Annotated in this window: 23 protein-coding genes; 10 read left to right on the forward strand and 13 right to left on the reverse strand. The window is 69.3% G+C overall.

What is annotated here, in order from left to right; translation table 11 throughout:
- Positions 1-65: 65 nt before the first annotated feature.
- The 3 genes from EV137_RS18120 to EV137_RS18130 all read left to right on the forward strand — a co-directional run bounded on the left by EV137_RS18120 (position 66) and on the right by EV137_RS18130 (position 2,676).
- Entirely contained in the window at positions 66-890 is an 825-nt protein-coding gene (locus EV137_RS18120) for a glycerophosphodiester phosphodiesterase (RefSeq protein ID WP_133997043.1), read from the forward strand.
- Positions 891-1,248: 358 nt separating this feature from the next.
- Positions 1,249-1,665, forward strand: coding sequence for an ATP-binding protein (locus tag EV137_RS18125; RefSeq protein WP_133997047.1), 417 nt, complete (start codon positions 1,249-1,251; stop codon positions 1,663-1,665).
- A gap of 39 nt (positions 1,666-1,704) precedes the next feature.
- Entirely contained in the window at positions 1,705-2,676 is a 972-nt protein-coding gene (locus EV137_RS18130; RefSeq protein ID WP_134130089.1) for a DUF5926 family protein, read from the forward strand.
- A gap of 203 nt (positions 2,677-2,879) precedes the next feature.
- On the opposite strand, the gene EV137_RS18135 is transcribed toward EV137_RS18130, so the two are convergent.
- Positions 2,880-4,094: an arginine deiminase gene (locus tag EV137_RS18135; RefSeq protein WP_134130090.1), complete on the reverse strand. Its 1,215-nt coding sequence runs from the start codon at positions 4,092-4,094 to the stop codon at positions 2,880-2,882.
- A gap of 95 nt (positions 4,095-4,189) precedes the next feature.
- Complete coding sequence (locus EV137_RS18140) at positions 4,190-4,780, reverse strand: dihydrofolate reductase family protein (protein WP_133997056.1); 591 nt, start codon at positions 4,778-4,780, stop codon at positions 4,190-4,192.
- Between the two features lie 188 nt (positions 4,781-4,968).
- On the opposite strand from EV137_RS18140, the gene EV137_RS18145 reads away from it, so the two are divergent.
- Together EV137_RS18145 and EV137_RS18150 are read left to right on the forward strand one after the other, a co-directional pair.
- Positions 4,969-5,766 (forward strand): glycosyltransferase family 2 protein, encoded by a 798-nt coding sequence (locus tag EV137_RS18145; protein ID WP_134130091.1) that lies wholly within the window; start codon positions 4,969-4,971, stop codon positions 5,764-5,766.
- Positions 5,756-7,294 carry an MptA/MptB family glycosyltransferase gene (locus EV137_RS18150; protein ID WP_133997061.1) on the forward strand — a complete coding sequence of 513 codons (1,539 nt, stop codon included), beginning with the start codon at positions 5,756-5,758 and terminating at the stop codon, positions 7,292-7,294. The genes EV137_RS18145 and EV137_RS18150 overlap by 11 nt, the downstream gene beginning before the upstream one ends.
- Here EV137_RS18150 and larC read toward each other — a convergent pair.
- Positions 7,291-8,589, reverse strand: a complete 1,299-nt coding sequence (gene larC / locus EV137_RS18155; protein WP_134130092.1) for a nickel pincer cofactor biosynthesis protein LarC — start codon at positions 8,587-8,589, stop codon at positions 7,291-7,293. The two genes, EV137_RS18150 and larC, sit on opposite strands and share 4 nt — an antisense overlap.
- Complete coding sequence (gene larB, locus EV137_RS18160; protein ID WP_133997067.1) at positions 8,589-9,305, reverse strand: nickel pincer cofactor biosynthesis protein LarB; 717 nt, start codon at positions 9,303-9,305, stop codon at positions 8,589-8,591. The genes larC and larB overlap by 1 nt, the downstream gene beginning before the upstream one ends.
- A gap of 113 nt (positions 9,306-9,418) precedes the next feature.
- Between larB and EV137_RS18165 the strand changes: the two genes are divergently transcribed.
- On the forward strand, positions 9,419-9,898 hold the full coding sequence (locus EV137_RS18165) for a DUF4446 family protein (RefSeq protein WP_238175401.1): 480 nt from the start codon (positions 9,419-9,421) through the stop codon (positions 9,896-9,898).
- Here the strand turns inward: EV137_RS18165 and EV137_RS18170 are convergent.
- Positions 9,895-11,487: a bifunctional phosphatase PAP2/diacylglycerol kinase family protein gene (locus tag EV137_RS18170; RefSeq protein WP_133997070.1), complete on the reverse strand. Its 1,593-nt coding sequence runs from the start codon at positions 11,485-11,487 to the stop codon at positions 9,895-9,897. The two genes, EV137_RS18165 and EV137_RS18170, sit on opposite strands and share 4 nt — an antisense overlap.
- A gap of 94 nt (positions 11,488-11,581) precedes the next feature.
- On the opposite strand from EV137_RS18170, the gene serS reads away from it, so the two are divergent.
- The gene (serS, locus tag EV137_RS18175; protein ID WP_133997073.1) at positions 11,582-12,856 is read left to right on the forward strand and encodes a serine--tRNA ligase; all 1,275 of its coding nucleotides are present in this window, start codon (positions 11,582-11,584) and stop codon (positions 12,854-12,856) included.
- The gene (locus EV137_RS18180) at positions 12,853-13,647 is read left to right on the forward strand and encodes an HAD family hydrolase (RefSeq protein ID WP_134130093.1); all 795 of its coding nucleotides are present in this window, start codon (positions 12,853-12,855) and stop codon (positions 13,645-13,647) included. The genes serS and EV137_RS18180 overlap by 4 nt, the downstream gene beginning before the upstream one ends.
- Positions 13,648-13,835: 188 nt before the next feature.
- On the opposite strand, the gene EV137_RS18185 is transcribed toward EV137_RS18180, so the two are convergent.
- Positions 13,836-14,390: a WhiB family transcriptional regulator gene (locus tag EV137_RS18185; RefSeq protein WP_133997080.1), complete on the reverse strand. Its 555-nt coding sequence runs from the start codon at positions 14,388-14,390 to the stop codon at positions 13,836-13,838.
- A gap of 586 nt (positions 14,391-14,976) precedes the next feature.
- On the opposite strand from EV137_RS18185, the gene EV137_RS18190 reads away from it, so the two are divergent.
- Positions 14,977-15,786 (forward strand): HAD family hydrolase, encoded by an 810-nt coding sequence (locus EV137_RS18190; protein WP_134130094.1) that lies wholly within the window; start codon positions 14,977-14,979, stop codon positions 15,784-15,786.
- A 4-nt stretch (positions 15,787-15,790) separates the two neighbouring features.
- Here the strand turns inward: EV137_RS18190 and EV137_RS18195 are convergent, their stop codons facing one another.
- The 6 genes from EV137_RS18195 to EV137_RS18220 form a co-directional block, all read right to left on the reverse strand.
- Positions 15,791-16,399, reverse strand: coding sequence for a bacterial proteasome activator family protein (locus EV137_RS18195; RefSeq protein WP_133997086.1), 609 nt, complete (start codon positions 16,397-16,399; stop codon positions 15,791-15,793).
- Between the two features lie 20 nt (positions 16,400-16,419).
- Positions 16,420-16,950 carry a CGNR zinc finger domain-containing protein gene (locus EV137_RS18200; protein ID WP_134130095.1) on the reverse strand — a complete coding sequence of 177 codons (531 nt, stop codon included), beginning with the start codon at positions 16,948-16,950 and terminating at the stop codon, positions 16,420-16,422.
- Between the two features lie 169 nt (positions 16,951-17,119).
- Complete coding sequence (locus EV137_RS18205; RefSeq protein ID WP_134130096.1) at positions 17,120-19,732, reverse strand: FtsX-like permease family protein; 2,613 nt, start codon at positions 19,730-19,732, stop codon at positions 17,120-17,122.
- Positions 19,732-20,448: an ABC transporter ATP-binding protein gene (locus EV137_RS18210; RefSeq protein WP_134130097.1), complete on the reverse strand. Its 717-nt coding sequence runs from the start codon at positions 20,446-20,448 to the stop codon at positions 19,732-19,734. The genes EV137_RS18205 and EV137_RS18210 overlap by 1 nt, the downstream gene beginning before the upstream one ends.
- Complete coding sequence (locus EV137_RS18215) at positions 20,445-21,017, reverse strand: PadR family transcriptional regulator (protein WP_134130098.1); 573 nt, start codon at positions 21,015-21,017, stop codon at positions 20,445-20,447. Before EV137_RS18215 ends, EV137_RS18210 begins: the two co-directional genes overlap by 4 nt.
- 33 nt (positions 21,018-21,050) lie before the next feature.
- Positions 21,051-21,623, reverse strand: a complete 573-nt coding sequence (locus tag EV137_RS18220) for a TetR/AcrR family transcriptional regulator (protein WP_134130099.1) — start codon at positions 21,621-21,623, stop codon at positions 21,051-21,053.
- 73 nt (positions 21,624-21,696) lie between these two features.
- Here EV137_RS18220 and EV137_RS18225 point away from each other — a divergent pair, with 73 nt between their 5' ends.
- On the forward strand, positions 21,697-22,113 hold the full coding sequence (locus tag EV137_RS18225) for a VOC family protein (RefSeq protein WP_133997099.1): 417 nt from the start codon (positions 21,697-21,699) through the stop codon (positions 22,111-22,113).
- Here EV137_RS18225 and EV137_RS18230 read toward each other — a convergent pair.
- Positions 22,103-23,080 (reverse strand): NAD(P)H-quinone oxidoreductase, encoded by a 978-nt coding sequence (locus EV137_RS18230; RefSeq protein WP_134130100.1) that lies wholly within the window; start codon positions 23,078-23,080, stop codon positions 22,103-22,105. The two genes, EV137_RS18225 and EV137_RS18230, sit on opposite strands and share 11 nt — an antisense overlap.
- Between the last annotated feature and the right edge of the window lie 33 nt (positions 23,081-23,113).

The raw sequence follows: 23,113 nt of genomic DNA on the forward strand, positions 1-23,113 counted from the left end.
GTTGAGGGTCCCGTCAGGTGGCGGGACCCTCAACCTCGCACGACCATGTGAAAGAGTTTCCTTTCATGGGGAAGCTCCCACGGGTGGTCGCGCACCGCGGTGCCAGCGACGTGGATCCCGAACACACGCTGGCGGCGTACCAACGAGCGATCGACGTCGGTGCGGACGGACTCGAGTGCGACGTCCGGCTGACCGCCGACGGCCACCTGGTCTGCGTCCACGACCGCCGGATCGACCGCACCTCGAACGGCCGTGGCGTGCTGTCCACGATGAGCCTCGACGAGCTGGAGAAGTACGACTGGGGCTCCTGGAAGCGCCCGTGGGCCGAGCTCGACGACGAGGCCGAACTGCCGGGTCTCGACGTCCGGAAGGTGCTCACGCTCGACACGCTGCTCGCGACCGTGCGGGACGCGGGCCGGCCGGTCGAGCTGGCGATCGAGACCAAGCACCCGACCCGGTACGCCGGGCTGGTGGAGCGGCGCCTGATCGAGGCCCTCGACCGCTTCGGCTGGGCGCACCCGAAGGTCGGAACGGAGTCGCCGGCCCGGGTGATGAGCTTCTCCTGGCTCTCCCTGCGCCGGCTGCGGACCGCGGCGCCCGGCCTGCGCACCGTCCTGCTGATGGACCGCGTCCCACTGCGCTTCCGCGACGGCTCGCTACCGACCGGTGTTTCGTACGCCGGACCGAGCCTGGAGATCGTCTCCGCACACCCGGAGTACGTCGATCGCGCGCACAAGCACGGACATCAGGTCCACGTTTGGACCGTGAACGCCGAGAACGACATCCGGCACTGCCGCGAGATCGGCGTCGACGCCGTGATCAGCGACCGCCCGGACGTCGCGTTACGCGTCCTCGCGGAGGGGGCGGAGCAGGTAGGACGCCGTACCTGACCCTGTAAATGCCGCGACTCCGTCGCGGCGGGTCATGGGGTGTAACTCCCGTCCTTCCCTCGTCGCTCCGGTCGCTGCGCTCCCTCCGCTCCTCAGTCCAGGCCGGGAGGCCCATGACCTGCGGGTTTGTGACACGCCGGAACGAATTCGTGTGGGTTGTGTCACGCCGGTCTGGATACGTAACGAGGCGAATGCGGGCGGTTATTGCAACGTTCAATACCGTCGATTTCATCACGGTTTCCCCGTGTTTACGCGTGATCTTCGCTCGGCTGTGTAACGGAATATCCGCAGGTGTTTTCCGGGCCGGAATCGTGGGGAGAAGTCCTTGTGGCTGAACCCATCACTGAGGAGACCCTGCTTGTCCTCTGCGACCCTGCCCGCCGACGTGAGCGTTGTGGACGTCGTACTGCCGCACGAAGTGTCCGCGGTAGCGGACGCCCGACGCCGTCTGGCCGCCTACCTGAAGCGCTACCGGATCACTGCCGCCGCCTGCGACGACGCGCAGCTGGTGCTCTCGGAGCTGCTCTCCAATGCGATCCGGTACGCGCCCCCGCTGCCGGCGGGTGAGGTGCGGGCCGCGTGGTGGATCGACCGGGCCGGGATCCATGTCGAGGTGACCGACGGGCGCGGCGACACCGAGCCACGGCGGATCACGGACCCGCATCCGGAGTCGGTCGGCGGCCGCGGCCTGGCCATCGTCGACGTCCTCACCTCCAGCTGGGGCGTTCGCACCGCCGCCCGCCACCGCACGGTCCACGCGATCGTCCCGAGCTAGTTCGCCCTGGACCACCCCCGGCTGCAAGACTGCGGGGTTATGGGAAAGAAGTCGCGGCAGCGCGCGAAGAACACGACGACGACCGTCACGCTCGACCCGGCCGATCTGGTCGACGTCGGGCCGCGGGAACCCTGTCCGTGCGGTTCGGGCAAGCGGTTCAAGCAGTGCCACGGCAAGGACCGGGCACAGGCCGCCGACACCTTCGTGGTGCGGCCGTTCGAGGGCCTGCCGTCGGAGTGCGACCTGATCGCGTTCCGCGAGATCGTGCCGTCGGGCACGGTGCAGGTCGAACTCACCGGTGAGAATGCCGGAAGGGTCATCAACCTGGTCACCTTGCTGCCGATGGCGATGCCGGGCCTGGTGCGCGACGACGAGACGATCTGGATCGGCTTGCAGACGCACGCCTCGTCCGGTGACCCGAGCCGCGACCTCGGCCATGCGATCACCGCCGCGCTGAAGACCGACCCGGGCAACCCGGTCCAGGTCGGCGACCTGATGAAGGACGGGCCGCGGCTGCAGGACCTGATCGACACCAGCAAGCCGATCGAGATCAAGGTCCACGAAGGCTTCGACTACTGGGTCGGTGAGAACGTCGAGGACCCGACCGGTGAGGTCGCGGCCGGCCTGGAGCGCGCGAACGCAGCGGCTGCTCCGACGGTCCGGCTGGAGTCGGTCGAGGCGGCGTACTGGACGAAGATCGGCGACCGCATCTACCTGCGGTGGGTCATGCCGCACACGGAGGACACGCTGCTCGACGCGCTCGCCCGGCTGCACGCAGCTGGTGGGTCCGCGCTCATCGACGGCAGCCGCCTGATCGGCTCGTTCCGCGCCCTCGGCGTCCTCGCGCCGGTCTGGGAGCTGCCCGCCGGCACCGAGGCCGCCGACGTCGAGAAGCCCGCCGCCGACTTCGCCACCGCCCTCGAGAAGGCCCTCGCCACCGAGGCCCCGCTGACCACCGAAGAGCGCGCCGCCCGCGCCGGCCTCGCCAGCCGCCAGCTCACCATCCGCTGAACAGCAGAACGCCCGGCTGAATGCTCAGCCGGGCGTTTCTGTTCACCCAGAGTGGTCTAGGCCATGATCGTTCAAATGGGCCTGGAACGTGGACGGCCCAAGTCCTGCTGACGGGGGAGCAACAGGGCCTGGGCCTAGGCATGAAGAGTACTCAGGCCGGGGGCTCGGCACAAGCCCCGATTTCACTCCGCGTGTCGTAGGGCTTACGGGGCTGCGGGCGCCCGCAGAACCGGGCACGACATGCACCGCGGACCGCCCCGCCCGGAGCCGAGCTCGGAGCCGGAGATCCGGATGACCTCGATCCCGGACTCCTCCAGGCGCGCATTGGTCTCGACGGTCCGCTCGTACGCGATGCACACCCGCGGTGCCAGGGCCAAGGTGTTGTTCCCGTCGTCCCACTGCTCCCGCTCGGCCGTCACCGGGTCCAGCCCGGTGTCGATCCGCCGCAGCGTGTCGATCCCGAGCGCCTTCGCCGCCGCGACCAGGAACGGCTCGGACTCCGCGACGTGGAGCTGGTCGCCGTCGGTCGTGACCGCGAGCGCCCGCATCTCCTCCGCCATGTTCGGGTACATCAGCACGGCATCGGTGTCGACCATCGTGCACACGGTGTCCAGGTGCATCGTCGCCCGCTGCTGAGCGATCGGTACGGCGAGAACGGTGTGCGCGAGCCCCTTCGCGAAGACCCGCCGCGCCAGCCGCTCCACACCGGCCGGTGTGGTCCGCTCCCCGACCCCGACCGCGAGTACGCCGGGACCGAGCGCGAGCACGTCTCCGCCCTCGACATGCTCCAGTTGGTGGTCGTACACCTTGTCGGCGCCCGCGAACCGCGGGTGGAACGTGTAGATCAGCTCGGTCAGTTGCGTCTCGCGCATCCGGGCGGGCATCGCCAGCGAGGTGACCGCGACCGAGTCCCGGATCCAGACACTCGAGTCGCGGGTGAACAGCAGGTTCGGCAGGGGGTCGATCAGGAAGTCCTCGTGGGCCAGCAGCGATGTGACCAACCCGCCTGCGTGCACCTCGTCGTTGCGTACGCCGGCCATCAGCGCCTCCGCCAGCGCAGCCGCATCCAGATCGCCGAGTGCCGCCCGCAGGTAGTCGCGGAGGGTGTCGCCCAGGCGTAGGTCCTCCGTCGCGCCGGCGACGGCCTGTGCCCGGGCCTCAGGGTTGGTGAGCGACTCGGTCAGCAGCTCGCCGAGGTACAGCACCTCGACGTCGCGGTCGCGGAGCGCCTGGGCGAACGCGTCGTGCTCGTCCTGCGCCCGGCCGACCCAGGGGATGCCGTCGAACAGCAGCTTGTCGTTGTTGCGCGGGGTGAGCCGCCGGAGCTCGTTGCCCGGCCGGTGCAGCATCACCGTCCGCAGCGGACCGACCTCACTGTCGACGCCGTACGCCGTACTGCCCTGTCGCGTCTCGGTCATCCGTCCGCCCTTCGCTTGGCCGTGCCCACCACGCTACGACAACCCGATCAATCTGTCTGATTGTCCGACAATATGCGTCCGATGGCCAATCGGGGTCAGGCGCGGACCCGGTCGTAGAGCAGGCAGAGGGCGCCGGACTCGGTCGGGGTCGAGTCGGTCAGCTTCCACGACGTGGCCGGCAGGCCGTCCTCGAACAGCCGGGCCCCGCCGCCGACCACCTCGGGGTCGAGGGTGATGCTCAGCCGGTCGATCTCGTCGGCCGCCAGCAGCGCCCGGATCACGCTCGAGCTGGCCAGCACGATGATGTCGCCGCCGTCCTGGTCACGCAGTTGCTTGACCACGTCCGCGGGCTCGCCGTCGGCGATCCGGGAGTTCTGCCACGGCGCCTCGGTCAGCGTCGTCGAGAAGACCACCTTCTCGGTCTCGTTCAGCCAGCGGGAGAAGGCCCGGTCCTGCGGCGACGCGTTCTCGTCGTCGGCCACCGCCGGCCAGAAGCCGCCGAAGCCCTCGTAGTTCTTCCGGCCGAGCAGTGCCGTGGTGGCCGGCCCGGTCACCCGGATCATGTGGTCCCGGGCACCCTCGGTGATCGCGTGCGGGACGATCCAGCTCATGTCGTAGTCGCCACCGGCGCCGTTCACCCGTCCGTCGAGGGAGAGCGAGATGTTGGCGGTCACTGTGCGGGTCATTTCTTTACCTCTTCCAGTTCGTTTCTTCCTGACACCGGAAATCCTGCCGCCGCTGCGACCCGGGAACATCTGCCACCTGGCCGATATCGATCGTCCCCTGGCTGACCGTCGTACGAAAGGACGAGAAATCCGCGGGCAGCGGCTGCTGACGAGGTCGATCGGCTGGAGAGGAACTAGGCTGCGGTGCTGTGCCCGATGAAGACCTGTCTCACGAACCGTTCGAGCGTGCCGTCGCCTGCGTGATCCCGGCGAAGGACGAGGCCGACCGGATCGCGGCGACCGTCGACGCGGTGCACAAGATCATCGGCGTCGACCTGGTCGTGGTCGTCGACGACGGATCCACGGACGGTACGACGGACGCGGCCGAGCGGGCCGGTGCAGTCGTCGTACGGCACGAGCGCAACCGCGGGAAGGCCGCCGCGATGGAGACCGGTGCGGCCGCTGTCGCGGAGCGGGACGGTGCGCGGCCGCGGCACCTGCTGTTCCTCGACGCCGACCTGACCGACACCGCGTCCGGAGCGGGTCCGCTGATCGAGCCGGTGCAGACCGGCCGCGCGGACATGACCATCGGGACATTGCCGGCACAGCTCCGGGCCGACGGGTCGAAAGCCGGCGGGCACGGGTTCGTGGTCCGGCTGGCGCGGGCCGGGATCCAGGAGGCGACCGGCTGGGCGCCGGAGCAGCCGTTGTCCGGGCAGCGCTGCATCACGCGGGCCGCGTTCGATTCCGCCGTACCGCTCGCTGCCGGGTTCGGTGTCGAGACCGCGTTGACGATCGACCTGGGCCGGAAGGGCTTCCGGATCCTGGAGGTGCCGATCGAGGTCCGGCACCGCGCGACCGGGACGGATCTGCGCGGCCAGTTGCACCGCGCAAAGCAGTACCTGCACGTCCGGCGTGCGCTCGCCGCTCGCAGTGCGCTGCCCGCGGACGGTGGTGGGCCGTCGCTGCGCAGTCTGTTTCCGCGGAGACTGCGCAATGAGCACTGAGCTGGGCCTGAAGTACGGCCGCCGAGCCGTCGCTCTCTACCTGGCCTGTACGGCGCTGATCGTCGCGGTCGGCCTGCTCGGTCCGTCGGTGGTCGTGCTGACCCTGACGAACAGGCACGCGTGGCTCCCGTCGTACTGGTTCGACACCAAGCCGAACGACTGGCTGGTGTCGGTGATGATCTACGTCGCGATCGCGCTCGGCGGGTACGGCGTTTTCCTTGCCACCAAGGCGCTGAAGCACGGCTGGGCGCCGCGCGTCGACCGGTTGATTGCCTTGGGCATCGGTACGACGGCGGCGATCACGTTGGTCCCGCCGATGGCGTCGGGCGACGTGCTGATCTACGCGGCGTACGGGCGCATCATGGCGCTCGGCGGCGACCCGTACACGGCCTCACCGGCCGACACCATCCGGCTCGGGTACGACCCGGTGATCGCCGCGACCGAGCGCCCGTGGCAGGGCGCGCGCAGCGTGTACGGACCGATCGCGACCTGGATCCAGTGGCTGTCCTCGCTGATCGGCGGCGACTCCGCGCAACTGACGGTGTGGATGCTGCAGTTGTCGGTCGCGATCAGCCTGGTCGTCACCGGGCTGCTGCTGGTCAAGCTGGTCGGCAAGGACCTGCCGGCCAAGCGGCGCGTGATCATGCTCAGCCTCGCCAACCCGCTGCTGCTGTGGTCGGTGCTGGCCGGTGCGCACAACGACGCGATCGCGGTGATGTTCGCGGTGATCGCGCTGGTGCTGTTCCGGCGGCACGTGTTCCTGGCCGGCATCCTGATCGGCGTCGCGGGCTGCACCAAGCTGTCGATCGGCCTGGTCGGGATCGCGATGCTGTGGGCGCTGCGCGCCGACCGTCGCAGGTGCCTCTACTTCTGCGGTGGCGGCGCGATCGCGATGGGCGGGCTGTACGCGATCGTCGGGCTGCAGGCGTTCCAGCAGGCACGGTCGCAGACGTCGTTCATCTCCACCGGTACGCCGCACAAGGTGCTGCTGAGCTTCTTCACCCTGTTCCTGCCGAACGGTCTGGTGCGGACCGTCCTGGCGATCCTCGCCTGGGTCGGCCTGATCGTGGTGGCGATCCTGCTGACGCAGGTGCTGCCGAAGTCGTTGGTGCCGCAAACGCATCCGGACGACCCGACGCCGGCCGCGATCCGCTACACCGCGATCTACGCGATCGCCTGGGTGCTGACCGCGATGTACTCGCTCCCCTGGTACGACGTGATCGCCTGGGCCGCCCTCGCCGCGGTCGCCGCGTCGAAGGTCGACGGCTTGATGGTCGTCCGTACGACGATGCTCGCGATCGCGTACGTCCCCGGGCGGGATCCGCACGCCCGCCAGGTCGCCGCGAGCCTGTCGGACTCCCTGGAGTTCTTCAGCGCGCGCCTGCGCGACACCCTCTGCCCGGCGATCGAACTGGCCGTCCTGATCGGCCTGATCGTCTGGGCCCGCCGCAACGGCGCCCAGTGGTGGCCGTACGACTGGCCCCGCCGCAAGCAGAAGGTTGTCGCGCAGAACGCCGAAGCGCGCTAACTCCAGAGGTCGTGGCCGGCTGCGATCGCCTTGGCGAGGACCGACTTCACCGGCTTCTTCAGGACGTTCGCGGCCGCGGCCACGTCGTCGTACTCCGGCTGCACGTTGATCACCTGACCGCCGTAGCGCGCGATCTTCACGTGGATCGACTGGCCGTCGACGTCGACGGTCGCGAACTCGCGGTCCGCGGCGTGCTTGCGGATCCCGAACTCGCGCAGCCCGATCGCCGAGGTCTCGGCCAGGATCACCGCGCGGACCGTCTCGGCGTTCGCGCTCCCGACCAGGACCGACAGCGTGTGCGCCGGACGGCCCTTCTTCATCAGGATCGGGGTCAGCCACGCGTCGGCGGCGCCCGCCTCCATCAGCCGGGCCAGGACCTGCGGCCAGATCCGCGGGTCGAGGTCGTCGACGTTGGTCTCGTAGACGAGCTCCGTGGCCAATTCGTCGGCCGACGCACCGAGCACCACGCGCAGGATGTTCGGCACCTCGACCGGGTCCCGGCCGCCCGCTCCGACGCCGGTCTGCTCGATCCGCATCGGCGGCAGCGGGCCGAACTCGTCCGCCAGCGTCGCCAGCAGGGCGGCGCCGGTCGGTGTCGTCATCTCGTACGGCGCCGGACCGCCGGTCACCGGTGCTTCGGCCTCGGAGACCAGATGAAGGACCGCGGGACCCGGGATCGGGATGCGGCCGTGCTGACCGCGCACCTGACCCCCGCCGCCCAGCACGATCGTCGAGACCACGATGTGATCGAGGTCGAGAGACACGGACGCGGCGGCGACGCCGACGATGTCCGCGATCGCGTCCAGCGCGCCGACTTCGTGGAAGTGCACGGTGTCCGGCTCCACCCCGTGAGCGGCAGCCTCCGCGCGGGCGAGACGCCCGAAAGTATCCAGCGCACGCGCCCGCACCGCGTCGTCGAGCTGAGCCTCCTCGAGCAGCCGCCGAACCTCGGCCCAGGCCCGCGTCGGACCCGAGTGCCCGTGCCCATGCCCCGCCCCGCCGCCTTCCCCGAGCCCATGACCATGCCCGTGCCCGACGCCCGCCTCCTGCCCATGATCGTGCCCGTGTCCGGCGTCCGGGATGTTCTCCGGATGTGGCGTGCCGTTGACCTCGACGGTGGCTTTGGTGGCGGCGATCTGGTGGCGGGCGGTCTGCGTGACGGTGACGGACAACGACGGGTCCACGGCAGCGACCGCCGCGTTCACCGCGTTCAGGTCGGCACCTGCCGAGATGAACGCGCCCAAGAGCATGTCACCGGAGGCGCCGGCCGAGCAGTCGATCCAAGCGACTCTCATCACGCCTCCTTCGTCTCGCGAGGAACCGACTGCCGAGCGACGCGTGCCGCGAACACCCCGGCCCCGAAGCCGTTGTCGATGTTGACGACCGTCACCCCAGGCGCGCACGAGTTCAGCATCCCGAGCAGCGCAGCCAGTCCACCGAACGAGGCGCCGTACCCAACTGACGTCGGCACCGCCACCAGCGGCACCCCGACCAGCCCGCCGACGACGCTCGGGAGCGCGCCCTCCATCCCCGCGACCACGATCAAGCAGTCCGCCGCGTCGAGCCGCTCCCGCTCTCCAAGGATCCGGTGCAGCCCCGCGACGCCCACATCGGTGATGACATCCACGCCGGCGCCGAACACGCGAGCCGTCGTCGCCGCCTCGGCAGCCACCGGAGCGTCCGACGTACCGGCTGCCACGACGGCGACAGTTCCCCGCCGCGTCGGCGGTTCGCCGAGCACCGCCGTACGGCCGACCGGGTCCACCACCGCATCCGGCAGCGCGGCAGTCACCGCCGCCTGGGCCTCGTCCGTCAACCGGGTCGCCAGTACGGCGTGACCGGGGTGTGTGGCGTGCAGGGTTCGCAGCAGTTCCACGACCTGAGACGGCGTCTTGCCCGCGCCGTAGACGACTTCGGCGTCTCCCGTGCGCCCGAGCCGGTCGGTGTCGAGCCGTGCGTAGCCGAGGTCGTGGACGCCCGGTTGTGGGCCCTGATCAGGCAAATGTGTCACGCCGCGAATCTACGTTGCCCCGGGCCGAGGTACCGCATCCGTCCCCGGTCGTGCACGCTGTGCGATCACCTGAACACTCAGGAATAACACTCGATGCCTTAGGCTCTCGTGCTGTGTCTTCGACGTTAGCCGGTGCCTTCGGGGTCGCCGCCCTCTTCGTGGCGGTGCTTGCCCTGGTGTTCGCGATCCAGGCCCTCCGGGCCCGGACGGTCTCGTCGGACCAGGTCGCACCCGCCCCAGTCCCCGAGCCGGAAGCCCAACCGGCCCAGCCGGAGGCCAAACCCGGCACCGTGAAGTCGGAGCTGCGCAGGCTCGGCAAGGACCTCGAAGTCACCCGCGGCGAGCTCAAGGGAACCCTCCAGCACCTTGCCGTCGTCCGGTACGACGCCTTCGGCGAAACCGGCGGCAAGCTCTCCTGGTCGATGGCAATCCTCGACGACAACGGCGACGGCGTCATCCTCACCTCGATCAACAGTCGCGCCGACGCCCGCACCTACGCCAAAGAAATCAAGTCCTTCACCAGCGAATCCAAACTCTCCCCCGAAGAGGAAGAGGCCTTGGAGAACCTCCGCAAGGAGTCCGAGCAGCCCTAGCGGCGTTTGGGAACGCGGGCGGTCAGGGCTCCGGGTTCTATTTCGGTGAACAGGGAGCGGCCGGCGCCGATGGGATCGCCGTCCAGTTGGCGCTGGACGTCTACGGCAGCGACGAGCTCGACCTTGCGGCCGGTGAAGCGTTCCAGGTACATGTCGGTGCGGTGGGTGCGGGTCAGGAGCCGCCAGACGACGATCGGCCACTGGGTCACGCGCCGCGGGGCGATCACGACGACGTCGAGGAGCCCGTCGTCGGGACGGGCGTCGGGGAGCAGAGGGATGTTGGCCTGCAGCATGCCGACGTTGCCGATCACGACCGTCCGGACGCGGCGTTCGATGGTCTCGGCGTCGTCGATGGTGATCTGGACGCGGACCGACGGGTGGTTGATGTTCTTCGCCGCCGACACCAGGTACGCCGTCCAGCCGATCTGCTTCTTCAGGTGCGGCGGGGCGTCGGAGATGATCGCGGCGTCCAGCCCGAGCCCGGCCATCACCGCGAACCGGTCGGTGTCGAGCCCGTCACCGTTGACCCGGACCAGGTCGATCCGCCGGTCGCGTCCCTCGAGGATCCGCTCCAGCGCGTCGTCCAGGTCGAGCGGGATGTGCAGGTTGCGCGCCAGCAGGTTCCCGGTGCCGGCCGGGATCACCCCGACCGGGATCCCGGTGTGCGCGAGCGCCGAGCACACCACGCGGACCGTCCCGTCACCGCCCGCGACCAGCACCAGGTCGGACTCGTTCTCGATCGCCAGCTTCGCCATCGCGTTCCCGGCGTCGTCCACGCGGGTCTCCAGCCAGAGCGGATCGTCGAACCCGCGGACCGCGAGCGCCCGCGTCACCTTCCGCCGGAACGCCACGCCGTCGCCGACCTTGATCGGGTTCACGATGACGGCCGCCCGGGGCGGAGCCGTCGTACCGTCACCGTCCGACGGGGTACGCCGACGGCGCCGCCGCAGCCCCGGCCGGAGGCCGAACCCGATCGACGTCGCGGTCAGGATCGCCAGCCCGAGCGCCCAGCCGCCGAGTACGTCGGACACGTAATGGACGTTCAGCGCGATCCGGTCGGCCGACGCGATCCACACCACCGCGATCACCGGCAGTAGCACCAGCAGCCGGAACCGTCGCCGCCAGCCGCGCACCGACGGCAGCACGACACCGAGCGCGCCGGCCATCACGAACGCGGCCGTCGCGTGACCGGACACGTACGAGAAGCCGCCGTTCTCGACCAGCATCAGCGCCGGCCGCTCCCGCTCGAAGATCGCCTTGACGGCCTGCACCAGGCCCAGCTCGGCGCCGGCGGAGGTGAGCAACCAGACGGTCAGCAACCGCGCCCGGCGATGCCACAGGTACGCCGCGACGACCACGATCACCGCCCGCGACGTCCAGGGCAGCACGACCGCCCCGATCACCTGCCAGACGTCCACGACGCTCTCGTGCGCAGCGCCGTACGACGCAGCTCGAGCGGCGACCGACTGGTCCCAGCGGGCCAGCGGCGGCCAGTGCCCGAACACGAGCACCGTGATCACGGCGAACGGCAGCGCACCCAGCACGACCGTGAGCACACGACCGATCGGACCGGGTGGGTGATGGTTCATGGCCCGCTCAGATCCCCCTAGGTGGTCACGTGTACCTAGATCATCATCCCGAATAGACTTCGCCGGTTCTGACACGCCCCGATACCCTCAGGGTGTGATTGACGCGAAACTGCTCCGTGAGACCCCTGATGTCGTGCGCGCCGCCCTGACCAAGCGCGGCGAGAGTACGGACCTGGTCGACCAGATCCTGGTCGCTGACGGGGAGCGTCGATCGTCCATCTCCGCCTTCGAGGCGCTCCGGGCCGAGCAGAAGTCGCTCGGCAAGCAGGTCGCCCAGGCCAAGGGTGACGACCGCACCGCGCTGCTCGAGCGCACCAAGGCGCTGGCCGCCGAGGTCAAGGCCAACGAGGCCGCCGCGAACGACGCCGCCCGCCGCTTCGACGAGCTCGCCGCCGCCCTGCCGAACCTGGTGTCCGACGAGGCCCCGGTCGGCGGCGAGGACGACTACGTGGTGGTGGAGGAGGTCGGCAAGCCGCGCGACTTCGCGGCGGAGGGTTTCGAGCCCCGCGACCACCTGGCGCTGGGCGAGCTACTCGGCGCGATCGACATGGAACGCGGCGCGAAGATCAGCGGATCCCGGTTCTACTTCCTCAAGGGCGTCGGGATGCTGCTCCAGCTCGGCATGCTGCAGCTGGCCGTCCAGCAGGCGGTGGAGAACGGCTTCACCCCGATGATCACGCCGACGCTGGTCAAGCCCGAGGTGATGGGCGGCACCGGCTACCTGTCGGCGCACGACGACGTGTACCGCCTCGAGGACCCCGAGCTGTACCTGACCGGTACGTCGGAGGTCGCGCTGGCCGGCTACCACATGGACGAGATCCTCGACCTGAGCAACGGCCCGATCCGGTACGCCGGGTGGTCGTCGTGCTACCGCAAGGAAGCCGGGTCGCACGGGAAGGACACCCGCGGGATCATCCGCGTCCACCAGTTCGACAAGGTCGAGATGTTCTCCTACTGCAGGCTGGAGGATGCGGCCGCGGAGCACCTGCGGCTGCTGGCCTGGGAGAAGGAGATGCTCGACAAGATGGAGTTGAGCTACCGGGTGATCGACACCGCGACCGGTGACCTGGGCGTCTCGGCGTACCGGAAGTTCGACTGCGAGGCGTGGGTGCCGACGCAGGGCCGGTACCGCGAGCTGACCTCGACGTCGAACTGCACGGACTTCCAGGCCCGTCGCCTGAACATCCGGCACCGCGACGCCGACGGCAAGACGCAGCCGGTCGCGACGCTGAACGGCACCCTGGCGACCACTCGCTGGATCGTCGCGATCCTCGAGACGCACCAGCTGGCCGACGGCTCGGTCCGGGTGCCGACCGCGCTGCAGCCGTACGTCGGCGGCCGCGAGGTCCTCGAACCGGTCGCCAAATGACGGATGGTCCGCGGCCGACGGCCGTTGCCCTGGACATCGATGGGACGCTGATCGACCACGACGAGGGGATGTCGCCCGCGGTCGTCGACGCGGTCCGCCGTACCGCCGAGCAGGTGCCCGTGATCCTGGCCACCGGCCGGGCCTGGTCGACCACCAAGCCGGTGGCCGAGCGGCTCGGGCTGCGGTCCGGCGGATTCGTTGTCTGCAGCAACGGTGCGCGTACGCTGCGCTACCCGGACGGCGAGGTCGTCGACGAGCGGACCTTCGACCCGTCGACGGTGATCACGTCGGTGCGCCGGTACGCGCCGAACGCACGGATGGCGGTCGAGGACCAGGACGGCAGCTACCTGGTCACCGCGCCTTTCCCGGACGGCGATCTCGGCGCGAACGCGCGGATCCGCGTGGTCGGCGACGACGAGCTCGCACCGCAACCCGTGACCCGGTTGATCATCCGGGACCCGGACCAGTCCGAGAGCGATTTCGTCCACCTGGCGGAACGCCTCGGCCTGCACGGGGTGAGCTACTTCGTGGGCTGGACCGCGTGGCTGGACATCGCGCCCGAGGGTGTGGACAAGTCGACCGGCCTGAAGGTGGCGCTCGCCCAGTACAACCTGGACCCGGCCGGTCTGCTGGCGATCGGTGACGGACGCAACGACATCGAGATGCTCACGTACGCCGGTCTCGGCATCGCGATGGACTCCGCCCCGGACGAGGTGAAGGTCGCCGCCGACGAGGTCACCAAGTCCGTCCAGGACGACGGCGTCGCCGCCGTACTCAACCGCTGGTTCTAGGCAACCTTTTCGGGCAGAACCGAAACCACTTGACAAACCACATGCCATAGGCAAGCGAAAGGCCCGGACTCCCTGTGATCACAGGGCGTCCGGGCCAAGCCCATACCCCTCTGTCCTTCTTTCTTCAGTTCAAAAGAGGAAGGAGAAGGTGGGGTGTCCGATAGTCCGCTGGCGGGCCGAGTATCGGATCAGGCGACTCGGCTGCCGCCGGTGCGGCGCGGCTGGTGCTGCTGGTCGACGACGGTGTCGAACGCGTCCAGCACGGCGCCGAGCTCGGGCCGCGGCCGCGGCGTCTTGGCTGCCGGGCTCTGACCGCGACGGGCCCGCCGCAGGTGCCTCTTGACCGTCGACAGCGAGCAGCCGAGCCGCATGGCCAGGGACTCCAGGCTGTCGTTCGGGTACTGGGTGCGCAGCCGCAGGACTTCTTCGTGGCTGACCGGACGGCGGGTGCCCCGCGCGCCGGCAAGCTGGTCGAAGTCGTCCGCCTGCACCTCGACGTCGAGCAGGTTGCGGATCGAACGCCGTTGCGCAGCAGTGGTTCCGGCGACGAAGCCGCTCACGTCGTGCTCGGCGACGGCGCTGTACAGGCAGTCCGTGAAGAGCGGGCACGACGCGCAGATCGTCTTGGCCTCGCGGACGAGCTGCTCGTAGCGCTCCCTGGTACGACGCGTTGCGGACGCCGGCGGCGGCTCCTCCATCAGGCGGTGCTGGAAAATGTCGGAACGCGCGATGCAGCCGGTCATTGCCCCCTCCCCCTTGGAACATGTGTCGACAGCCGCTCGGGAGCTACTGCCCCCCGGCCCCGCTAGATTGGCGCTGTTGACGATCATCAAGGCTCCCCAAGTATCAAGACCCGAATGAACGAACGGTGAACGACGTTCGTCCGCACGGATCCGCTAGCTGATGGACCTGCGCAATGTGCCTGCCCACCGTGTCGTCCCGGGCGCGGGACGGACCGATCCATAACTGTTGACGTCGCTGCCGCGGTTTTGGTTGCAGCCAATTCCGCAACAGTTCTTCGACGCTTGTATGTGCTTCCGGAGGTGGGGCGGCATCAGTCGCGCTGATCCAGAACAGGCTTACGACGCGAACGAACAGCCCCCGGTTCCCCGCCAGACCACCGCATGAAATCACGCGTCCCCCGGGTGGCGCAGGGGAACTAGCTGCCTTTGCAGCATCCTGCCGTAACGGTCTGGTGACGTTGTCAAAAGCTCAATCAGATAAGTCAAAAAGACTTGAAACCAACGTCTTACCGCTTGCGCCCGAGGCACCTGGAAGGGTAGTGCGCGACCAGCTCGCGCGAAGGTGCCGTGGCGATATCGTTACCCGGTGACGGTTCCGCGAAACCCCCGCTTGATAGCCACCGATCTCGACGGGACGCTCGTCCGTAGTGACGGCACCGTGTCCGACCGGACCCGCGCCGCGGTGCTCGCGGCGCAGCAGGCGGGAAGTGTTTTCGTAATGGTCACCGCCCGGCCACCTCGCTGGCTGCACGACCTGTCGTACCTGGTCGGCGAGCACGGTGTCGCGATTGTTGCCAACGGCTCCATTCTGTACGACGTCCTGCGCCGCAAGGCGATTCGGACCAGGTTGATCGAGCCCGCGGTCGCACTCGAGGTGGCGCAGGCGATCCGGGCGGCGATTCCGGACGTGCAGTTCGCCATCGAGCGACCGGACCGCTACGGACAGGAACCGGTCTACCTGAATCGCTGGCCGACACCGGACGACACCTTGGTCGCCGCGGTGGAGGAGTTGCTCGCGGAGCCGGCCGCCAAGCTGCTCGTCCGGCATCCGAGCCTGCAGTCCGACGAGCTGCTCGGACTGGTGAATCCGTTGGTGGGCCAACGAGTGACCGCCAGTCACAGCGGAGGTCACGGTTTGGTGGAGATTTCGGCCGGTGGCGTCTCGAAGGCCACGATGCTGGCCGATTTCGCCGCCACACAAGGGATCTCGGCTGCTGAGACGATCGCGTTCGGTGACTCGGTCAACGATCTTCCGATGCTCGCCTGGGCCGGAACGTCGTACGGCGTCGCGAACGCGCACCCCGAAGTCCTCGCGGTGGTGGACAGAATTGCCCCCGCAAACGACGAGGACGGCGTCGCCGCCGTCCTCGAGGAGTTCTTCCAGCCTTTGAAATAAGGCGTTACAGGTACATCCCGCCGCTGCCCGGGCCGTCGGTGTTGGCGGCCTGGGGTGCGCCGGGAAACGCGGGGTGCTCTTCGCCGGGCAACTGCTGGCCACCCGGCAGTGCACGACGCATCTGCTCCAGCTGCTGACGCGCGGCCATCTGCTGCGCGAACAACGCTGTCTGGATGCCGTGGAACAAGCCTTCCAGCCAGCCCACCAGCTGCGCCTGCGCGATCCGCAGCTCGGCGTCGGTCGGCGTGCTGTCGTCGGTGAAGTCGAGGCTGAGACGCTCCAGCTCCTCGACCAGTTCCGGCGCGAGGCCGCTTTCGAGTTCCTTGATCGACGCCTCGTGGATCGAGCGCAGTCGCGCCCGGGAGGCTTCGTCGAGCGGTGCCGACTTCACCTCTTCCAGCAGCTGCCGGATCATGTTCGCGACCCGCATCACCTTGGCCGGCTGCTCGACCAACTCCGTCACCGAGCGCGGTTCGTCGTCGTGCTCGTCCTCGTCGGAGCGCGGCGGTCCCTCGACGGCCATGCCGTCCGGTCCGACGATGAGCACCTTGCCGTCTTCGGTGCGCGCCCCGGCCATCGGGACTTCCTGGCCCTCGCTGCTGCTCTCACTCATCTGCCCATCCTAGGCCGGGGTCATGAGGCGCGGGCTCGGTGGCGGCGTACGGCGTCCCGGTTGGCGCAGCCGGGGCTGCAGTAGCGCTGGCGCCCGGTGCGCGAGAGGTCGGCGTACACGTTGTCGCAGCCCTCGGTGGCGCAGCGGCCGAGCCGGGTGATGCCACGGCCGGCCAGGTGCAGCGCCGTACCGGTGCTGATCAGTGTCGCGACCAGTCGCCCGACGGGCACGGTGTCCGGGCGGTAGTGCATGTGCCAGCCGTCGCCGGCGTGGTTGGTGAGCCGCGGATGCTCGGTGTACTTCGCGAGCATCGCATTCAGTAGGTCGACCCGCGCCTGCTCGTCCGGTGCGTCCACGACCAGCAGCCACTCGTCGAGCGCGGTGCGTACGGCGGCCAGATCCGCGGCGGTGACGTGCCGCTCGCGCACCAGGCGGCTCTCGACGCCGCTCTCCTCGCACCGCTCGGCCAGCTCGTCCGGTGTATTCGCCGGGCGCGTCACCAGGTTCACCGCGAGCAGGACCGCGTCCGCGCCGTAAGGGTTGAGATGCATAATGCCATTACATCACGATGGATCCATGACTGACCTCCACCGTCATCGCTGGTCCGCGATCTCGAGCCACCACGTCAGCGAAGGGCTGGTCGTGTACCAGCGGTGTGCTTGCGGCCAATGGCGCATCACAAGCACACCGCCGTACCCCGTTGCCCACCCAGAGATCGCGTCAGTCGATACGGCTGACCATCGGTAGGCGGGAACGGGTGAGCAGCCAGGCGAGGAGGCCGGCGAACAGCGGTACGACGATCACGATGCCGCCGATCTCCGCCCACGGGACCACGAAGTGCGGTGACCCGAACGCCGCGTGCGCGGTGTAGCCGTACAGCGCACCGACTCCCACGCCCAGCACGCAGCCCAGCTGTCCGAGCACCCAAGCCTGCGCCGCCGCGAGCGACCGCCGGCGCCTCGGGGGCGCACCGATCGCAGCGAGTGTGGCGAGATCGGCTCGTCCCTCGGCAGCTGACAACGACACCGAGATCGCGACGCCGAGCAGTGTGACCACCGTCGCCGCGAGCAGGATCCCGATCAGGAACAGCCGTCCCGGGCTCTGGTACCCCTTCTCGACCTGAAGCCCCTCATCCGTCCCGAGCGTCCGGGCGACCGCGGCGAGCTCGTCCTTGGACGGCTCCCTCGTCAGCTCGAAATGCACCTCGCTGACCCGGATCGTGCCCAGCTCGCGGGCCGCGTCCCGACTGATCAACGCGGTGTCCCGCAGGAACTGGACCGCGGGCGGGCCACCGAACGACACGGCGTCGAGGTTCCGCAGATAGTTCTGGTCGTCATCGTTGTACATGGCAACCTTCTGCCCGGGCTCGAGCTCGACGCCCGGAACCACCACCTTGCCGGCCCGCAGTGCGGCGGCAGCCTTCTCGCCGTACTCCCCGAACCGGGCGATGAACGCCGGATCCACTGCCTGCAGACTGAATCCGGCCATTCCCTCGGAGCTCTCCGGCGTCGCGACCACAAGGATCGGCAGGTAGCCGTATTCGTTGGGCTTTGCGTTCGGCAACAGTACGTCGCCGAGCTCGTACTGCGTCCGCACCGGCAACTGCGCGTTCAAAGCCGAGACGAGCGCCGGCGTAATCGTGGTCTCACCCAGAACGCCTTGGTTGACACGCAGTACGGCGTCACCGTGCCGGCCGGCTGCGACGTAGTTCGCGGCGTCGGCCGCAATCGAGTTGGACGCGGCGAACGCGACGGCAGCCGTGCCGGCGACGGCCATCATGATCGCCGCGGTCGCGGGACCCGTGCGATGCCGGTGCCGTGCGGCGTCGCGCATCGCCATCCGGCCGCTCAACGGCAGCGACCGCGCCAGGCCGGCGACCTTCACGACCAGACTCGGCAACATCCACACCAGTGCGATGATCGACGCCGTGATCCCGAGCAGGACCAGCGCGATCGGACCGCTCGGCGTCGCGCTCGCCTGCTGACCCATCGGCGAGTGCCGCGCCGACCTCAACGCGGCGGCGATCAGCGCGCTGCCCGCGAAGACGCACACCAGCCCGCCGGCGAGCAGGACCACCGCGGCGATCCGGATCCGCGCCGCCTTCGCCGTCACGCTGAACCGCCCGGCCAGCGCAGCCATCGGCGCCTGCCGACCGGCACTGATCGCCGGTACGACGGCAGCGGCGAGTCCGGCGCCGAGACCGAGGACGGCGATCGCCACGATCGTGCCCCAGGGGATCTGCCAGGCCGTGAAGATCGTGTCCGTCATCCGTTCCCAGACGGGCTTCGCGCTGACCACCGCGATTGCGGCGATCACCAGTCCGCCGGCCACGCCGACCAGTCCGGCGAACAGACCTTGCAGCACGACGATCCGCCGGACGTCACCCGGCGTACCTCCGGCCGCCATCACCAGACCGAGTTCGCGGGTCTGGCGGCGCGCGCCGACCGCGAACGCCGTACCGGCGAGCAGCACGATCTCCAGGATGCCGAAGCCGATGACCAGCGCCATCGCGGCGTACGGACCGATGTCGTCGGCGGTCGTGCCGTACGGGTCCGGTGGCGGATCGACGATGGTTGCTCGCGGCAAGAGAAACAAGCCCTTGTCGACCAGGTCGGCGCTGAGCCGGTCGGTGTCGGCCGAGTCCGGCAGGTCGACGAGGTACTGGACGGTGCGCGTCGGGTCGACATCGTTCAGCGCGGAGTCCGGCGTGGCGAAGATTGCCGGCGTGCTCTGGGTGGTGAGCATCCGGGCGATGCCGACGACGGCGTACCTCTTGCCGTTCGTGCTCTCGACTCTGTCGGTCCGGCCGAGCTTCTCGGCGAGTGACGGCGAGATCGCGACCTCATCGGGCTTCGCCGGGAGCCGGCCCTTGTCGAGCTTGACGGTCCCGGTCGTCAACGGGTTCGCGCCGTCGCCCGTGAGCAGCGTGACCGTGGTCCTCGAGTCCGGGATACGGACTTCGACCATGCCGGAGTCGACGAACTGGCGGGCCAGCTTCGTCCCCGCTGGGAGCAGCGGACTCGGGTCGAACGCCGACGGTGTCCGGACCGCCTTGTCGTGGCCCTCGGCCGGCGACGGTTCGCCGTACGTCATCTCCCGGCCCGGCGGCACCTGAAGCTTGTCGTACTGCGTGACATCGAGCCGGCCGTCCGCGCGGCCGATCGTGTTGGCGGCCAGCGTTTCGCCGCTCGGGCTCGCGGACTTCAGCACGATGCCCAGCCAGCTCGCGGCCAGCACCGGCAGGCCGATCAGGGCCGCGACCAGTAACGTGCGGCCGAGCGATCTTCGCGCCGTACGCCGAGCGATGCGCAGCGGCGCGGTCCACTGGCCCATCAGCGGCTCTCCTGCAGCAGCGCATCCGCATCCGGAAGCGGGCCCGCCTGTCCTACCAGTACGCCGTCGCGCAGGTAGACCACGCGGTCGGCCCAGGCGGCGTGCCGGGCGTCGTGGGTGACGAGGACCCCGCCGATGCCGTGCTGGTCGCAACGGTCCCGGAGCAGCCGCAGTACGGCCTCGCCGGTGTCGGAGTCGAGCGCGCCCGTCGGCTCGTCCGCGAGCAGCAGGCGGCGTTCGCCGACGATCGCGCGGGCGATCGCCACTCGTTGCCGTTGGCCACCGGACATGTCGTCGGGAAAGCGGTCGGCGAGTTCCTCGATTCCCACCTCCTGCAGCGCGGTGACGGCGTACTTGCGCGCAGCCCGGCTCCGGGTGCCGTCCAGCTCCAGCGGGAGCGCGACGTTCTCGGCCGCGGTCAGTGCCGGGATGAGGTTGAAGTCCTGGAACACGTAGCCGATCCTGCGACGACGCAGCGCCGCCACGGCGTTCCGGCTGAGCGTGGTCAGATCGTTGCCGTCGACAAGTACCTCGCCTGCGGTCGGCTGGTCGAGACCGCCGGCGCAGGTGAGCAACGTCGACTTTCCGGACCCGGACGGTCCCATCACGGCGACGAGCTCCCCCGGCGCAACGGCCAGATCCACACCCCGCAAGGCATGCACGGCCTGCTCACCCTGACCGTGCGTCCGCGTCAACTGGCGAATGTCGAGGATCACGAGTGGGTCTCCTGCTCATCCGGTACGTCGTACCTCTGGGGAGCCGGCCGTGGTTTGCCGCGGTGGCGTAACAGCATCGCCTCGCAGTGGTCGAGCCAGCGGATCTCGGCCTCGGCGCCGAAGATCATCGATTCGATGACCAGCTGCCAGGAGATCTCCCCCTCGGCGCTGTTGCGCTTCTGCCGGGTGAGTTCCTGCAGCGACTGCATGGTCGACATCCGCTGCCGCTGGACCACGGCGCTGACATCCACACCCGGCACCGCGAGCGCCAGGGCGAGCTTGATCGCGAGCTCGTCCCGCGGGCGCGACTCCCGGGCGACCGGGGTCTGGAACCACTTCGCCAGCTCGTCGCGCCCGGCGTCGGTGATCTCGTACATCGACCGGCCGTCGCCTTCCGACGACGCGGCGCGGACGAGGCCGTCACGTTCGAGGCGCGTCAACGTCGTGTAGACCTGCCCGATGTTCAGCGGCCAGGTCGCCCCGGTGGCGGCCTCGAACTCACCGCGCAGCTGGTAGCCGTACTTCGGATTGTCCTGGAGCAGCGCCAGCAATCCATGCTTGATCGACATGGATACCGAGTATGCATACTGAGTATGTGGCCGTCAATCCTCGCGGGTCAGGCGGCGGACCAGGCGGGCGGTGATCGCCTTCACGTCGTACGGGCGTCCGGTGCCCGGGGTCAGCTGATCGAGGACGAGGCCGTCGATCGCGAAGCGCAGCAGGCGGATCTCCTCGGCACCGCCCGGCAGGCCGGCGTTCGCGTTGAAGGCGACGTCGGCGTCGAAGCCCTGGCGGAGGGTGCGCGACAGGATCTCGTGCAGGCCGGGTCGGCGGGCCGCTTCGAGGCGGAGTTCGAGCAGCGCGAGCGTGAGTTCCGGCCGGCCGAGGAGGCGTTCGACGATGTAGTGGACGTAGTCCGTCATCAGTTCGAGGCCCGGCTCGCGAGCGGCGAGCGGCTCGAGGACGGCCTCGTCCGGGGCGAGGCGCTCGAAGATCCGCTCGCCGAGTGCGCCGAGCAGGGCGTCGCGGGTCTTGAAGTAGTTGGACGCCGTACCGGCCGGGAGTCCGGCGGCGGCGTCGACGGCTCGGTGGGTCAGGCCGCGGGCGCCGGCCTCCGCGAGCACGGCGAGGCCTGCGTCGGCCAGTCGAGTACGGCGTTCCGGATTCCGGGGCATGTTGACAAGGCTAGCAGAGTTCCACTACAACTGTCGTACACGACAACAACAGCTGTAGTAGTCAGGAGAGTTTATGCAACCCGCGGCATTCGGCGCGACCGTCGTCACCGACAACCCCTCGGAGGTCGCCGCCTTCTACACGCAGTACCTCGACCTGCAGGTCGGGATCGATCTCGGCTGGTTCATCACGGTCCGCCGCGGCACGGCGGACTGGGAGCTCGCGATCATGGAGCGCGGCCACCCGACGATTCCGGCGGCGGTGTCGGCGCAGACCGAGAGCGGATGCGTCTTCGGCTTCGTCGTCGACGACGCCGACAAGATCGCCGCCGCGCTGCGTGCGGGCGGCGTGAAGCTCGAGGGCGACCCGAAGACCGAGGTCTTCGGCCAACGGCACTTCTTCGTCCGCGACCCGGCCGGCACCTGGATCGACGTGATCCAGCTGGTCGAGCCCGACCCGGAATGGGTCGCCGCCAACCTGCCTACAGAGTGAGGAGGACCTTGCCCAGCTGGGTGGACCTCTCGAGGGTTTCGTGCGCCTTCGCGACCTCCTCGAGCGGGAACGTGGAGTGGACGACCGGAAGGACCTTCTGCTCCGCGATCAGCGGCCAGACGTGGCCGACGACCTCGGCGATGATCCGGCCCTTGTCCGCCACCGAACGGAACCGCAATCCAGTAGCGATCACGGATCCGCGCCGGCTGAGCAGCCGTCCGAGGTCCAGTTCGCCCTTCGCCCCGCCCTGCATCCCGATCACCACGAGGCGCCCGTCGTACGCGAGCGACTTCACGTTGTCGGTCAGGTACTTCGCGCCCATGATGTCGAGGATCACGTCGGCGCCCTCGCCCTTGGTCGCCTCGCTCACCACGGACGCCCACTCGGCGTCCTTGTAGTTGATCGCGACGTCTGCGCCGAGACGGGTGCAGAACTCCATCTTCTCCTTGGTGCCGACCGTGGTCAGCACCCGCGCACCGTGCGCGACGCCGAGCTGGATCGCCATCGTGCCGATCCCGGACGAGCCGCCGTGCACCAGCAGGGTCTCGCCCGCCTTGAGGTGCGCGGTCATGAAGATGTTCGACCAGACGGTCGCGACGACCTCGGGCAGCGCGGCCGCACTGACCAGGTCGAGACCGTCCGGCACAGGCATCACCTGCGGAGCGGGTACGACGACCTTCTCGGCGTACCCGCCGCCGGCGAGCAGCGCGCAACACTCGTCGCCGACCGACCAGCCCTCGACCTCGGCGCCGACCGCGGCGATCCGGCCGGACACCTCGAGGCCGATCGTGCCGGGAGCGCCCGGTGGCGGTGGATAGAAGCCCTGCCGCTGGAGCAGGTCGGCGCGGTTCACGCCGGCGGCGACGACGTCGATGACGACCTCGTCGTACGCCGGTTCCGGGTCCGGGATCTCGCCGATCCCGAGGACGTCGATTCCGCCGGCACCCTTGACCACGACAGCTCGCATGCTGCCCAACCTACCTTCAGCGCTCTCTTCAGC

The sequence above is a fragment of the Kribbella pratensis genome, assembly GCF_004366075.1.
GTDB classification, from domain to species: Bacteria; Actinomycetota; Actinomycetes; order Propionibacteriales; family Kribbellaceae; genus Kribbella; species Kribbella pratensis.